Consider the following 12,841-nt stretch of genomic DNA (forward strand, 5'->3'; position numbering starts at 1 on the left):
GCGTTTCCTCGCCCTCCCCCTCTACCGCCTCTCCGAGGGCCGAGGCTCGGCCCGATCGAGCCCTGCCCCTGCTTCGTCACGGGCGATGACACCTGTCAGGATTCGGGACATCATTCGCGGGCTGGATGAGGCTCCCGCGTGTTTCGCTGAGGTGGCTGCTCGGAGCGGTGACGATCCTGGCCTCGCTCGTGTTCGGGGTCTCGGTGGTGTCCGTGAACCGCCTCATCCGCATGTCGAGCGAGCAGCGCCTCGAGCGAGGCCGCGATCTCGTGCAACGCGAGCTCGCGCGCTGGGCCGAGGAGGCCGACGCAGGCGACGGCCCCGCGCGCTTCACGCTGCTCGGGCTGCGCGGCGGAACGGCCTTGGATCCGGCCGTCCCGGGAGGGCCGATCCCGATCCGCTCGGGCATCTCGAGCGAAGTTGATCGGGCGCTCTCCACGCTCGCGGCGGTCGCAAAGCGGGATCGGGCCGAGGTCGGATCACTCGACGTCGAGGAGGGCACGCTCTTCCTCGGGGCGCGGCGGCGCGCGGACGGCCGCTTGATCTGGGCCGCGTACACCGTGTCGATGTCGAAGCTCGTCGCCAACTGGCGCCTCATCACGGGCCTGCTCACGTCGGCGACCGTGCTGCTCGGCGTGATCGCGCTCGGCACCGTGATCGCCGCCACGCGCGGGGCGCGCGGGCTCAAGCGATCGCTCGCGGCGCTGGAGGAGGATCTCTCGGCCGAGGTGCCGCGCCCCGCGATCGCCGAGCTGTCGAGCGTGGCCGAGGGCGTGGCGAGCCTGGCGGCGAGCCTCGCGGCGGCCGAGCGCGAACACGAGCGCCTCGCCGAGGAGCTCGGCCGCAAGGAGCGCCTCGCCGCCCTCGGCCGGGTCGTCGCCGGCGTCGCGCACGAAGTAAAAAACCCGCTCGCGTCGATCAAGCTGCGCGTCGACATGGCGCGCACCTCGGAGGGCGTGCCGGCCGACGTCGTGGCGGAGCTCGACGCGGTGGACGAGGAGATCACGCGGCTCGATCGCCTGCTCACGGATTTCCTCGTCGTCAGCGGTCGCCGGATCGGACGGCGCGTGGACACGGAGCTCCGGGACGTGGTCGAAAGGCGGCTCGAGCTGCTCGCGACCTGGGCGAAGGAGCGCGGCGTCACCCTGGCCGTGACCGGCCGCGCGCGCGCCGTCGTCGACCCCGATGCGTGCGCGCGCGCCGTGGACAACCTCGTCAAGAACGGGGTCGAGGCGTCGCCTACGGGCGCCGAGGTGCGCGTGCGGATCGAGCGGCGCGAGGGATTGTCGGTGCTGACGGTCGAGGACGACGGCCCCGGCGTGCCCGAGGAGCGTATCCCGGAGCTCTTCGAGCCGTTTTTCACGACCAAACCCGAGGGCACGGGGCTCGGCCTCGCGGTGTCGCGGGCCATCGCGGTCGCGAGCGGCGGGCGCCTCTCGTACCTTCGCGAGGGCGGCGTCACGCGGTTCGAGCTCTCGGTTCCGGCCGAAGGAGGCGCGGCATGAGCACGGTGCTCATCGTGGACGACGAAAAAGGCATCCGGCTCGGGCTCGCGACAGCGCTGGCGCGCGTGGGTCACACGACCGTGGCCGCCGCGAGCCTGGCCGAAGCCCGCACGCGGCTCGAGGAGCCGAACAGCTTCGACTGCGCCCTGGTCGACATCCGGCTCAAGGACGGAAGCGGCCTCGAGCTGCTGCGTGAGCTTCGGACGGGCAAGCACCGCGATCTACCGGTGATCGTGGCCACTGCGTACGACGACGGCGAACGCACCATCGAGGCGATGCGCGACGGGGCCTTCGACTACCTGACAAAACCTTTTGACCTGCAACGGCTCGTCGCCACCGTCGCGCGCGCCATCAAGCAGCGGCGTGCGCCTCCGGCGGCCGCTCTGGCGCACGCGGAGAGCACGCCGCTCGTGGGGCGGAGCGCGGCCATGCACGCGGTCTGGAAGCTCATCGGCCGCGCCGCAGGTTCGCAGGCTCCGGTGCTCGTCAAGGGCGAGGCCGGCGCTGGCAAGGAGCTCGTGGCCCGCGCGATCCACGAGTATTCGAGCCGCGCCAGCGAGCCGCTCGTGGTGGTGCGCGTCGATCCGTCGACGGACGCCGCCGAGCTCCGAGGCCTCTTCGCGGGCGCGCGCGCGGGCGGGACCCTCCTCGTCGACGGCGCCGGGGATCTCACGCCGGCGGCGCAGGGCGCGTTCGCCGCGTGGCTCTCCGAGTCCCCGCCGGTCCGGGTCGTCACGCTGGCGCGCCTCGCGCCGGGCTCGCTCGAGGTTCCGCTGATTGCCGAGCTCTATTATCAGCTCGCGGTCCTCGAAATCGCGGTTCCGCCGCTGCGCGAGCGCCGGAGCGACGTGCCGCTGCTCGTCTCGCGGGCGATCGTGGGGACGCGGGCGCGCGCGATCTCCGAGGAAGCCATGGCCGCGCTCGTGCGCCACGACTGGCCGGGCAACGTACGCGAGCTCTTCCTCGTGGTCCGCCGGGCGGCGGAGATGTGCCATGGCGAGGTCATCGACGAAGGCGCGCTCCCGCCCGAGCTCGCGACCCCTGCCTCTCCGACCGAGCCGATGAACCGCTACCTCGGCCTACCGCTGCGCGAGGCCGTGGCGCGCCTCGAGCGGGATCTGCTCGCCTCTGCGCTCCAGCGCGCCGACGGCAACCGCACCCTGGCGGCCAAGCTCCTCGGCATTCCGCGCCCGCAGCTCTACGCGAAGCTCGAGGAGCACGGTTTTTCGGAGAAGCGATCGGGGACGCCGTCGGGAAAATAGGCTGCGCTATGGAGTGATGGGATTCGCCTCCGTGCCCTTCCCGCTCGCATGTGGATCGGGGCGCCTCGTCCCGAGCGTCGCAACCATTGCGCCCACGACGATCAGCGCGCAGGAGACGGCGAGCGTGATGCTCGGCTCTGCGTGGCCGGCGAGGACGAGGATCGAGGTCGATAGCACCGGCGCGGCATACGACGCCACCCCGAGCAGCCGGATGTCCCCGCGCTTCACGCCGATGTCCCACACATAAAACGCGATCCCGACCGGACCGATGCCGAGCGCCAGGAGCGCGAGCCATTGCGTGATGTTTTCGGGCCAAACGGTCGTTTCGAATGCGAGATGACCGAGGAAGCTCAGGGCGGAGGTCGCGAGGCAGAAGCCCGCCACGGCATCGGTCGGGACCTCGCCGAAGCGCCGCGAGAGGACGGAATAACCCGCCCACACGAAGGCTGCTGCGAACGCGCAGGCATACCCCGGCAGGTGCTCGGCGCGGGCGTCGAGGGCTCCACGGCCGAGGAAAAGCACGAGGATCCCGGTGAAGCCGACGAGCGCCCCGCCGATATGGGCCGCGCGCAATCGTTCGCCGGGCAGGAACGAGGAAAAGAGCACGATGAGCAGGGGCCAGAGGTAATTGACGAGGCCGGACTCGGCGGGCGGTGCCAGGCGCAATGCCGCGAAATAAAGGGCGTGATACCCGAAGAGGCCGCCCGTGCCGAGGGCCCAGACGATGGGCGGTTGCCTGAGCGATCGAATCGCGTGCGGCCGCGGGATCCAGGTGGCGACACCCGCGAGGCCGCCCACGAGAAACGTCATGGCGGCGAGCTGGAATGGCGGGACTTTGCCCGAAGCCGCCGTGAAGAGGGCGAGCAGGGACCAGAGGAGGATGGCCGAGAAGCCGGTCGCGGTGGCGTTGCGGGAGGACATCGTCTCGGTTCCCGGCCCGCGGCGCAGATGGTTGGTGCTGCAAGGGATCGCCGTCGCGGGGCGGGAGGCGTCAGGGCCGGCACGATATCACACCCACAGCGAGGCGGTAGGCCGACCGCTGGCCTCCTCCGCGCAGCTCGTGTAGGCTCCACGCTGGCGATGCGCTACGAAGGCAAGCTCTACCGTCCGCCCAGCGAGGCGCACTCGTACATCTTGCAGGCCACGATCGGCTGCTCCTGGAACAAGTGCACGTACTGCGACATGTACCGGGACAAGGCCTTTCGTATCCGCGACCTCGCCGAGACCCTGCAAGACATCACGTCCGCGGGGGCGGCGTTCGGCGACCACGTGGAGAAGGTCTTCGTCGCCGACGGTGATGCCCTCGTCATGCCCCTCGACCATTGGCTCCCCCTTCTCGACGCTTGCCGCCGCGCCTTTCCGAACCTCCGGCAGGTGAGCTGCTACGCGATGGCGACCAATCTGCTCGAGAAAACCGCGGACGAGCTCCGCGCCTTGCGCGAGCAAGGCCTTTCCCTGCTTTACATCGGCCCCGAATCCGGCGACGACCTCGTGCTCAAGCGGATTGCCAAGGGCTCCTCGTTCGACGACCACGTCGAGGCCGCGCGCCGCGCCCGCGCCGCGGGCATGAAGACCTCGGCGATCTTCCTCCTCGGCGCGGGCGGCACCGAGCGCACGGGCGAGCACGCGAGCGCCTCGGCTCGCCTCGCGACCGCGATGGATCCCGAGTACCTCGCGGCGCTCACGCTGACGGTCGTCCCCGACACACCCCTCGCCACACTCTCGCGCCGCGGCCGATTCGTTTTACCGGACGTACACGGCCTGCTCCGCGAGCTGCGCACCTTCGTCGCCGAGGCCGCGCCCACGAAGGCGCTTTTCCGGACGAACCACGCCTCGAATTACCTGCCCATCGGCGGACGCCTCCCCCAGGATCGCGCGCGGATCCTCGACGTCATCGACGCCGCGCTCTCGGGCCGGATCGAGCTCCGGCCCGAGCATACACGCGGGCTTTGAGCGTTTCACCGGCGACGCTCGAGCCGCCGCAGCACGACGGCTTGCCATGCCACGACCACGAGCAGCACGACCGTCACCGCGGGCCACAGCACGAAGAACATGAACGCATTCGCGTCGCGGTACGTCGCTCCCGCGAGCGCGGCCGCGCGGATCATGAAGTCCACGCAGGCGGCATAGATGGCGAACCCGATTTCCGTCACGACGCACCCCGCCGGAGCGCGCGGATCTTGCGCCGCTGCGACAGCACGAGGAGATAAAGCGCGTACATGATCCCGGGCCACGCGACGCAGAACAGCGCGAGGTTCACGACGCCATAGCCCACGTGGGGCGCGCTCGGCACGACAGCCCTTCCCGCGGCCTTGAGCCCCGCGATCGTCTTTCCGTACAGCCCTTCGTCGCCCGCGAGCGCGCGCGGGAGGCGTGGCGCGTGGGAGCAGCCGTGGTTGTGGCAGTGCCACGTGCAGTGATCCCTTGCATGCGCCTCGATTGGAATCGCGGCGCGGAGCACGGGCGATCCCGTGGCGAGGACCGTGGTGAACGCCGCGGGGACCGCGACGAGGGGAGCAATCGCCAGGAGAAACCAAACGTGGCGCTTCATCGTCGTCACACCCCCACCCGCCGAGCTCCGCGAGGCTCCGCCGGCGCGGGATGACGGAGCGCCTCGATCAACGCCCGCAGGGCCGGCGTGAGCTGACGGCGGCTCGGATAATAAAGGAAACTTCCCGGGAACGGCGGACACCAGTCCTCGAGCACTCGGACGAGAGCGCCCGAATGCAGGTGCGGCAATGCGTACGACTCCATCACGTAGGCGAGGCCCATCCCCGCGAGCGCCGCCGTGAGCAGCGTGTCCGCGTCGTTGGTAATGAAGACCGGCGACGCCTCGACACGCACGAGCCGCCCTCGTTTCTCGAGCTCCCAGCGATAGATCGGTCCCGAGGGCGAGATCCGCGCGCAGAGACAGCGATGCCGGGCGATGTCCTGGGGCTTCTTCGGCGGGGGAAATCGCTCGAAATAAGCGGGCGAAGCGACGACGGCGCCGCGCTCGTCCGGGCCGACGCGCACGGAGATCATGTCCTTGTCGACGAGCTCTCCATAACGAACGCCGGCGTCGAAGCGGTTCGCGACGATGTCGGTCAGCGTGTTGTCGACCGTGATGTCGACGACGACATCGGGATAGGCGCGGGCGAACGCGGGCAAGCGCGGCGCGATCGACTGCATGGCGAGCGAATGCACCGTCAGGCGCACGTGCCCGGCAGGCTCTCGGCGCAGCGTGTCGAGCGACTCCACCGCCGACGCGACGTCGTCCATGGCCGGCTTCAACGTCGCGAGGAGCCGCTCGCCGGCCGCCGTCGGGGCGACGCTGCGGGTGGTGCGGCTCAAGAGCCGCACGCCGAGGCGATCCTCGAGGGCGCGCATCGCGTGACTCAACGCCGACGTGGAGACACCGAGGCGCGCGGCGGCCCGCGTGAAGCTGCGCTCCTCGGCGATCGTCACGAAGGCCGCGAGATCGGGCCAATCTTCTCGTCTCATCGTTGAACCAGGCTCATGAGCCCTTTCCGATCGTGGACTCTACTCGAAAAGTAGGCGCGAGGCTATACGCGCCGTCGGAGGTCGTGATTCATGCGTTACAACAAGCTCGGGAGCACTGGTCTTTTCGTTTCGGAATTGTGCCTCGGCACCATGACGTTCGGCGGTGAGTGGGCCCTCGGCTACCTCGGTCAGGTCAAGCAGGCGGAGGCGGACGCGCTCGTGGCGAGGGCGCTCGAGGCGGGCGTCAATTTCATCGACACCGCCGACGTCTATTCGGATGGGCAGTCCGAACGCATCACGGGCCAGGCGCTCCGGAACCTCGGCGTCCGACGCAGCGAGATCATCGTGGCGACGAAGGTCTTCGGCGAATCGGGGCGTGGCCCGAACCGCCACGGCAGCTCCCGTGGCCACATCATGGACGCCGTCCGAGCGAGCCTCGATCGGCTGCAGCTCGACCATATCGATCTTTATCAGCTCCACGGCTTCGACCCGGCCACGCCCATCGAGGAGTCGCTCGAGGCGCTGACGGATCTCGCGCGGCAAGGGCTCGTCCGCTACATCGGCGTCTCCAACTGGGCGGCCTGGCAGATGACGAAGGCGCTCGGCCTGTCGGCGCTGCATGGGCTCGCGAAGATCGCCTCGGTGCAGGCTTATTACACGCTCGTCGGTCGGGAGCTGGAGCGCGAGATCGTGCCCATGCTGCAGAGCGAAGGGCTCGGGCTCCTCGTCTGGAGCCCCCTGGCCGGCGGTTTCCTGAGCGGCAAATATACCCGCGCAATGCAGGAGGTCGAGGGCACGAGGCGCGCGACGAACGCGTTCCCGCCGGTGGAGCTCGATCGGGGCTACGACGTCCTCGACGCGCTCGCCGCCATGGCCACGCGCAAAGGCGTCACCGTGGCTCAGCTCGCCATCGCGTGGCTCTTGCACCAGAAGACCGTGACGAGCGTCATCCTCGGCGCCAAACGCATCGAGCAGCTCGACGATACGCTCGGCTCCGTCCATGTGACATTGAATGCCGACGAGCTCAGGCTGCTCGACGAGGTGAGCAAGCTGCGCGCCGAGTACCCGGGCTGGATGATGGATATCTGGAGCAAGGCGCGCGCCGAGCAGCATGCCGCCCAGCGCCACCCGCGCTGACCTTCAGCCTTCCTGGGCTTGCTGTGAGCCCAGGATTCATGGCACACCTCACCCGAGGATTTCTGGATGCCCTCCGAGCTCGCAAAGGACGTTCCCGAGAACGTGACGAAAAGCGTCGAGATCCACGCTTCGCCTGCGGACGTGTGGCGCGCGTTGACCGATCCGCGCTCGATCCGAGCGTGGATTGCGGACGACGACGAGATCGAAGTGACGACGAACTGGGAGCTCGGGAGCCCGATCCTCTTCCGCGGAAAGCTGCACGGAAAGATCCCTTTCGAGAACCGAGGAACGGTTCGAGCGTTCGATCCGGAGCGCATCCTGGAGTACACCCACTGGAGCACGCTCTCCAGGGGAGCGCTCCCCGATGCCCCGGACAATCACGTCGTCATCAGGTTCGTATCGACCCCGTCGGGCAGCGGCACGCGGCTGGATTTGACGTTGAGCAATCTGGTCGACTACGCGGTATACAAGCACCTCGACTTCTACTGGGGAACGACGCTCGGCATCCTGAAGCGATTCTGCGAGCAACAAGCGTCGGCTTAACGTTGCTTCGCGCCGGGCAGCCACACGATATCGGTATCGTGTGAGCGTCCGAAGAGCACCTTCCCCTTCCCCACCGAGCCCTTGCTCGGAAGGAAGCCGAAGGGGAGCACGCGCCCCGTGCTCGCGTCGCCGAAGCGGGCGTCCGGCAGGGTCTTGGTCCCCGCATCCGTGCGAATCTTGATCGTCGTGCCGACGTCGACCCGCGAGATCGCGACCACCGTGCCGGACTGCGTCGGCAGGGTGCGCGGGGCGAGCGGGTCGAAAGGCAGCTCGTAAGCTTGGCCTTCGCCGGCGCGAATGCCCACCATCTCGCGATCGACACGAAGGTTCGTCGGGTCGAACGTCCGCTCCACGAGGTGAAGCGCCGGGCCCTTCAGCGGATGGGTCACTTCTTCCCAGTGAGCCGAAGCGAGGTGGCACTCGTTCCCCACGCGAACGAGCGCCGTCTTCGCGGTGAACGTGCCGCTGTCGTAGCGGAACCATTCCCGGCCGTCGCGAACCACGATGAACTCGCGATACTCTTGGCCGAGCCCGTTCGACACGGCCCCCAGCGTCGAAAGCATCACCTCGGGCGAGCCGTCGCCGTCGAGGTCGGCAGACGTCACGTCCACGAAGCTCGATCCCCACGGGTTCCACATCGAAATGCTTGCGGGCCAGCGCAGGGTTTTCCCGTTCGTGGTGAGCGACATCGTCGTCTCCGCCTGATCGTCCCGGCAAAGGCACGCGCGCCCGCCTCCGGGGCCGGTTCCGCAATAGGCCTCCGTGCAGCCCTTTTCCTGGGCCGCGACGAGCTTCCACGACGTGACCGCACACATCGCGCGCGGCCGCGCCGGAGCCCAGGGCACGTAGCGCGGCAGCTTCCGTGTCGAGGGAACGTCCGGCAGCACGATGCCGTACCGATGGAAACGGTCCTTGTCCTTGATGCCGTTCAGGCGCGCGATCTCGTCGACCGGAATGCCGAACTTCGCGGCCACGTGGGAGAGCGTGCTCGGCCTCTCGTAATACGCGAGCCCCGCTTTGGGATCCTTCGGCGCCGCGGCGGCCGTGGCCAGCGGGACGAGCGCGAGGGCGAGCATCGAAACGAAAAATCGCTGCATGACAGGTTCGTTTCTTAGCACCACGGGAGGGGGTTCGTACAAACATGTGGCCGCCCGTTCGATTCCGCGTAACATCGGCCGCACGATGACAGCCTCCTCCAACCGTCTCCCCATCGTTCTCGTCGCCGCTGCCCTCCTCGCGACCCTCGGCCTCGGCTGCGAGGAGCCCAAGCCGGGCACGCCCGTCACGTTCGAGAACGTCTGCGCCGCCGAGTTCGACCCCACCATGGAGAAGGGCCTGAACGTCACCAAGAAGGTGGCTATCGAGGGCTACGTCGGCGCGCCTCGGAGCATGCTCAAGGTCTGCAGCGACACGTGTGACTTCGACCTCTTCTCCGAGCCCGGCAACAAGGGCAAACGCGTGAATGCCGACGTGCCGGTCGGCGACGGCAAGAATCAGATCGAGAGGCTGCCGAAGAATTTCACGGACAAGGACCTCAAGCTCCACACGAAGGACGGCAAGGTCGTGGGCGTGGGCTCGAAGGTGCGGATCACCGGCGGACGCGCGCCGGCCGGGGGCAAGCGCGAAGCCTGCGCGCTCTGGCAGGTGAGCCTCATCGAGGCGCTCTGACGCTCATTGCGGTACGGCGAGCGCCCGCACGGCCTCCCACGCCGTTCCATCCACCACGTGCTGCCGGTGCTGCCGGGTTTGTTTCACCATGTTCCACCCGAGCACCCCGGTGGCCTTCCCGCGGCTCCCATAAAGCGCGACGAACTGCCGGAGCGCAGGATCTCCCTCCACGATCGCCACCTCGGCATCGGCGGGGATGAAGCCGTGCACCTGGATCTTGGCATCGTACTGGTCTGTCCAGAAATACGGCACCGGCGTGTACGGCCGATCCTTTCCGAGGATGTTGGCCGCCACCGCCATGGCCTGCTCGACGGCATTGGTCCGGTTCTCCAGCCGCACCCCCGTTCCGAGCCCCTCGTGGTGCCACCACGCCACGTCGCCGACGGCGTAAATGCCCGCAGCCGCCTGGCACCGCGAATCACACACGATTCCATCGCCGAGCGCGAGCCCGCTGCCCGCGAGCCATCCCATCGCCGGGCGTGAGCCAATCGCCACCACGACCACGTCCGCGGGCAAGACCTCGCCGTTCGCCAATCGGACGCCCGTGACCCGTCCCTCCGCGCCGCAGAGCTCCTGCACGCCGATCCCGAGACGAAGCTTCACGCCTTGTTCCTCGTGGAACCTCGCCAGATACCCGCCGACCTGCAATCCGAGCTGACTCGCGAGCGGCGCCGATTGCGGGCCGACCAACGTGACATCGAGGCCCATGCCTCGCGCGGTCGCGGCGATCTCCGTGCCGAGCACGCCGTCGCCCGCGACGACCACCTGCGGCCCCTCGAGCAAATCCGCGCGCAGCGCGAGCGCGTCGTCCACGGTGCGCAGCACGTGCACGCCCGCCCATGCCTCCTGTCCCGGCAGCCGACGCACCTCGAGACCCGTCGCCAGCACGACGACGTCCGCGCGCAGGCTACGTCCCGAGGCGGTCGCGACCTCGCGCGCCGCGACATCCAGGCGAATGGCGGGGTCGCCGAGGACGAACTCCACATCGAGCTTCGCGAGCGCGCTCTCGGGGCGGAGCTGCGCTTGCTCGGGTTTCCAGGCGCCGGACAGCACCTTTTTCGACAGCGGCGGCCGGTCGTAGGGCAGATGCCGCTCGGCGCCGAGCAGCGAAATCCGGCCCGCGAACCCTTCGCGCCGCAGCGCCTCCGCGACGGCGAGGCCGCCCGCGGAGGCGCCCACGACGAGCACGCTCGACGGGCTCGTCATTGGCCTTCTTCCAGCATGATGGCGGCGCCGGGGCACACCGTGGCGGCTTCGCGCACGGCCTTGTGATGCTCCTCCGGCGGCGACGCGTCGAGCAGGATCACCATCCCGTCGTCGCGCTGGTCGAACACCTTCGGCGCGACCAGCACGCACTGGCCTGCCCCGCAGCACTTATCGAGATCCACGATCACGCGCATGGTTCTTCTCCTCTCACCCGTCCTGCATGAACTCGTTTCATGTTTCCGTCACGGAGACCGGCGCCAGCCATAACCCGACAATCGCGTCCACGAGCCCCACCGCGGCGGCCTCCCACGAGGCGCGCGGCGTCGGCGTGCCCGCTTGCAGCGCGCGTTCTCGCTCGGCGCAGATGTGCACCATGAGCTGCCGGATCATGTCGCCGCGCTCCGCTCGCACGTCCGCGGGGAGGATCGACGTGTGCTGGTTCAGCCCTTCGATCGTCGCCTGCATCGACGGCGAGGCGATCGCCTCGCCGATCACGAGCTCTCGGAGCGCGGGGTCCGTCGTCACCTGGGCCATGAAACGTGCATACCAGGTGGGGCTGCCCAGCGTGGCGAGGTGCTCGGTGGAGGGCCGCACGAGGCAGGAGACCCAGTCCCTGAGGTCGGACGAACCCTTGATCGCCGCGAGCATCTCCTCGCGCCGCCGCTCGATGGCGGGCGCATGCCGGCGCACGATGGCCAGCACGAGGTCGGCCTTGGTGCCGAAGTGGTAGCCGACGGCGAAGTTGTTCGCCTGTCCTGCCGCTTCGCTCACCTGCCGGTTCGAGACCGCCGCCACCCCGTGCTCGGCGAAGAGCCGCTCCGCGGCGGCGAGGATGACCTCGCGCGTCTCGCTTCCGTGCGTCTGCCTGATCCTCGGGCTGACCATGATCCTCATCAGCGTACCAGAACTTCGGTCAGGGAGGGTTTAAGGCGTGTGACTGATGAAGTCAAGTGACTTAAACAGGGCGTCGACAGGCTATCCGATCCTCCCATACCCTTCGCCATTCTCATCCACGCCGGTCCCGAGCCCCCCATTCGGCGACTCCACGACCCGGTCCCAGCCCTGGAGGCCCGGCTGATGCCACGGGACCTGGAGCCGGCTCGGGATCTCGTTCCTCGTCAGCTTCGCCTCCAGCCCATCTTCCGGCTCGGGGAGCGTCTGCTTCTCGAAAGCCATCCCCACGGCGATCAGCATCATCGCGCCGGCCGCGACGGCGACCACGCCGTACGCCCAATCCAGCAGGGGAAACTGCAGCACGATCTGCGCGAGCACGCCGAGCACCACGACAAACCAGAACCCGACGCCGAGCGCGTGCGCGCGCCGTCGCTCCGCGGCGCCCGGGATCGGCCGGCGGAAAGGTTGCCGCGTGATCAGCATGGGCTTTCCCTCGCGCGGACCGAGGATCCACATCGGAGGGACGACCTCGGGCGCGACGACCTCCCGCGGGGCCGCCACGCGATACCCGCCGCCGCCCTTCGTCTCCGGCTCCGGCGCAGGCTCCGGCGGACGCTCCGGCTCGGCGCGCGAGAGCGTGCCCTCGATGAACACCTTGTCCCCCGGACGCAGCCGGCCCTCGAAGCTGCGGAACAGCTCCGTGTGCTCCACGCAGACATCCATCATGCCGCGGAATTTTACCTCTGCGGGCGGCTCCACCAAAACCCGCTCGCCGTCCGCGCGGCGCACGAAAAAAGGACGCGCCGCGACCTTTTCGCTCGACGTCTCCCAGTTCGTATAGTGGATCGTCTGGACGTCCCGCACGTTCTGCGGCGGCGCGTAGTAGAGCTTCTTCGGTGTCCCCGTCTGCGCGATCGTCACCTCGAGCGGGACCGGCTCGTCGGGCGCGAGCTCGACCTCGCCGCCGATGGCAGCGGGCCCTCGCCGGAGCGCGCCGCGGCCCGCGATGGCCTCGTCGAGGCGCCGAACGGGCCTCCGCGCGAGCACCCACGCGACGAGGAGCACGAGCGAAAGCACGAGCCAGAGCGCCCCGACGCACAGCGCCGACGAGGGGAGAGCGAGAAGGCGATCCACGAGGCCAGG

At 69.0% G+C, this 12,841-nt stretch carries 15 protein-coding genes; 6 read left to right on the top strand and 9 right to left on the bottom strand.

Annotated elements, in window-relative coordinates; genetic code table 11:
• Window positions 1-167: 167 nt before the first annotated feature.
• Both QHF83_RS11055 and QHF83_RS11060 read left to right on the top strand, forming a co-directional pair.
• Window positions 168-1,505 carry an ATP-binding protein gene (locus tag QHF83_RS11055; protein ID WP_282417748.1) on the top strand — a complete coding sequence of 446 codons (1,338 nt, stop codon included), beginning with the start codon at window positions 168-170 and terminating at the stop codon, window positions 1,503-1,505.
• Window positions 1,502-2,767: a sigma-54 dependent transcriptional regulator gene (locus QHF83_RS11060; protein WP_282417749.1), complete on the top strand. Its 1,266-nt coding sequence runs from the start codon at window positions 1,502-1,504 to the stop codon at window positions 2,765-2,767. The genes QHF83_RS11055 and QHF83_RS11060 overlap by 4 nt, the downstream gene beginning before the upstream one ends.
• A 6-nt stretch (window positions 2,768-2,773) precedes the next feature.
• Here the strand turns inward: QHF83_RS11060 and QHF83_RS11065 are convergent, their stop codons facing one another.
• Window positions 2,774-3,688 carry an EamA family transporter gene (locus QHF83_RS11065; RefSeq protein WP_282417750.1) on the bottom strand — a complete coding sequence of 305 codons (915 nt, stop codon included), beginning with the start codon at window positions 3,686-3,688 and terminating at the stop codon, window positions 2,774-2,776.
• Window positions 3,689-3,847: 159 nt separating this feature from the next.
• Between QHF83_RS11065 and QHF83_RS11070 the strand changes: the two genes are divergently transcribed.
• Window positions 3,848-4,720, top strand: a complete 873-nt coding sequence (locus QHF83_RS11070; RefSeq protein WP_282417751.1) for a radical SAM protein — start codon at window positions 3,848-3,850, stop codon at window positions 4,718-4,720.
• Window positions 4,721-4,725: 5 nt separating this feature from the next.
• On the opposite strand, the gene QHF83_RS11075 is transcribed toward QHF83_RS11070, so the two are convergent.
• The 3 genes from QHF83_RS11075 to QHF83_RS11085 are packed head-to-tail and all read right to left on the bottom strand — an operon-like array spanning window position 4,726 to window position 6,250.
• Window positions 4,726-4,920 (bottom strand): hypothetical protein, encoded by a 195-nt coding sequence (locus QHF83_RS11075; protein WP_282417752.1) that lies wholly within the window; start codon window positions 4,918-4,920, stop codon window positions 4,726-4,728.
• Window positions 4,917-5,318 carry a hypothetical protein gene (locus tag QHF83_RS11080; protein WP_282417753.1) on the bottom strand — a complete coding sequence of 134 codons (402 nt, stop codon included), beginning with the start codon at window positions 5,316-5,318 and terminating at the stop codon, window positions 4,917-4,919. Before QHF83_RS11080 ends, QHF83_RS11075 begins: the two co-directional genes overlap by 4 nt.
• A 5-nt stretch (window positions 5,319-5,323) precedes the next feature.
• Entirely contained in the window at window positions 5,324-6,250 is a 927-nt protein-coding gene (locus QHF83_RS11085; RefSeq protein WP_282417754.1) for a LysR family transcriptional regulator, read from the bottom strand.
• 90 nt (window positions 6,251-6,340) lie between these two features.
• On the opposite strand from QHF83_RS11085, the gene QHF83_RS11090 reads away from it, so the two are divergent.
• Window positions 6,341-7,387 (top strand): aldo/keto reductase, encoded by a 1,047-nt coding sequence (locus tag QHF83_RS11090; protein ID WP_282417755.1) that lies wholly within the window; start codon window positions 6,341-6,343, stop codon window positions 7,385-7,387.
• 66 nt (window positions 7,388-7,453) lie between these two features.
• Entirely contained in the window at window positions 7,454-7,930 is a 477-nt protein-coding gene (locus tag QHF83_RS11095; RefSeq protein ID WP_282417756.1) for an SRPBCC domain-containing protein, read from the top strand.
• Here QHF83_RS11095 and QHF83_RS11100 read toward each other — a convergent pair.
• Window positions 7,927-9,027, bottom strand: a complete 1,101-nt coding sequence (locus QHF83_RS11100; RefSeq protein ID WP_282417757.1) for a LysM domain-containing protein — start codon at window positions 9,025-9,027, stop codon at window positions 7,927-7,929. The two genes, QHF83_RS11095 and QHF83_RS11100, sit on opposite strands and share 4 nt — an antisense overlap.
• Window positions 9,028-9,112: 85 nt before the next feature.
• On the opposite strand from QHF83_RS11100, the gene QHF83_RS11105 reads away from it, so the two are divergent.
• A complete protein-coding gene (locus QHF83_RS11105; RefSeq protein WP_282417758.1) occupies window positions 9,113-9,598 on the top strand; it encodes a hypothetical protein in 486 nt (161 codons plus the stop codon).
• Between the two features lie 3 nt (window positions 9,599-9,601).
• Here QHF83_RS11105 and QHF83_RS11110 read toward each other — a convergent pair whose 3' ends face one another.
• The 4 genes from QHF83_RS11110 to QHF83_RS11125 all read right to left on the bottom strand — a co-directional run bounded on the left by QHF83_RS11110 (window position 9,602) and on the right by QHF83_RS11125 (window position 12,832).
• Window positions 9,602-10,804, bottom strand: a complete 1,203-nt coding sequence (locus QHF83_RS11110; protein WP_282417759.1) for an FAD-dependent oxidoreductase — start codon at window positions 10,802-10,804, stop codon at window positions 9,602-9,604.
• Window positions 10,801-10,998, bottom strand: coding sequence for a ferredoxin (locus QHF83_RS11115; RefSeq protein WP_282417760.1), 198 nt, complete (start codon window positions 10,996-10,998; stop codon window positions 10,801-10,803). The genes QHF83_RS11110 and QHF83_RS11115 overlap by 4 nt, the downstream gene beginning before the upstream one ends.
• Window positions 10,999-11,035: 37 nt before the next feature.
• Window positions 11,036-11,689 carry a helix-turn-helix domain-containing protein gene (locus QHF83_RS11120; protein ID WP_282417761.1) on the bottom strand — a complete coding sequence of 218 codons (654 nt, stop codon included), beginning with the start codon at window positions 11,687-11,689 and terminating at the stop codon, window positions 11,036-11,038.
• A 90-nt stretch (window positions 11,690-11,779) separates the two neighbouring features.
• Entirely contained in the window at window positions 11,780-12,832 is a 1,053-nt protein-coding gene (locus tag QHF83_RS11125) for a hypothetical protein (RefSeq protein WP_282417762.1), read from the bottom strand.
• Window positions 12,833-12,841 lie beyond the last annotated feature (9 nt).

Source organism: Polyangium sp. 15x6 (genome assembly GCF_029960785.1).
Classification (GTDB): domain Bacteria; phylum Myxococcota_A; class Polyangia; order Polyangiales; family Polyangiaceae; genus Polyangium.

What these genes read in the sequence shown, in the direction of transcription:
- QHF83_RS11060 (WP_282417749.1), top strand. Translation starts at nt 1,502, where the DNA reads ATGAGCACGGTGCTCATCGTGGACGACGAAAAAGGCATCCGGCTCGGG.
- QHF83_RS11105 (WP_282417758.1), top strand. Translation starts at nt 9,113, where the DNA reads ATGACAGCCTCCTCCAACCGTCTCCCCATCGTTCTCGTCGCCGCTGCC.
- QHF83_RS11120 (WP_282417761.1), bottom strand. Translation starts at nt 11,689, where the DNA reads ATGGTCAGCCCGAGGATCAGGCAGACGCACGGAAGCGAGACGCGCGAG.
- QHF83_RS11080 (WP_282417753.1), bottom strand. Translation starts at nt 5,318, where the DNA reads ATGAAGCGCCACGTTTGGTTTCTCCTGGCGATTGCTCCCCTCGTCGCG.
- QHF83_RS11090 (WP_282417755.1), top strand. Translation starts at nt 6,341, where the DNA reads ATGCGTTACAACAAGCTCGGGAGCACTGGTCTTTTCGTTTCGGAATTG.
- QHF83_RS11065 (WP_282417750.1), bottom strand. Translation starts at nt 3,688, where the DNA reads ATGTCCTCCCGCAACGCCACCGCGACCGGCTTCTCGGCCATCCTCCTC.
- QHF83_RS11070 (WP_282417751.1), top strand. Translation starts at nt 3,848, where the DNA reads ATGCGCTACGAAGGCAAGCTCTACCGTCCGCCCAGCGAGGCGCACTCG.
- QHF83_RS11100 (WP_282417757.1), bottom strand. Translation starts at nt 9,027, where the DNA reads ATGCAGCGATTTTTCGTTTCGATGCTCGCCCTCGCGCTCGTCCCGCTG.
- QHF83_RS11115 (WP_282417760.1), bottom strand. Translation starts at nt 10,998, where the DNA reads ATGCGCGTGATCGTGGATCTCGATAAGTGCTGCGGGGCAGGCCAGTGC.
- QHF83_RS11085 (WP_282417754.1), bottom strand. Translation starts at nt 6,250, where the DNA reads ATGAGACGAGAAGATTGGCCCGATCTCGCGGCCTTCGTGACGATCGCC.
- QHF83_RS11095 (WP_282417756.1), top strand. Translation starts at nt 7,454, where the DNA reads ATGCCCTCCGAGCTCGCAAAGGACGTTCCCGAGAACGTGACGAAAAGC.
- QHF83_RS11110 (WP_282417759.1), bottom strand. Translation starts at nt 10,804, where the DNA reads ATGACGAGCCCGTCGAGCGTGCTCGTCGTGGGCGCCTCCGCGGGCGGC.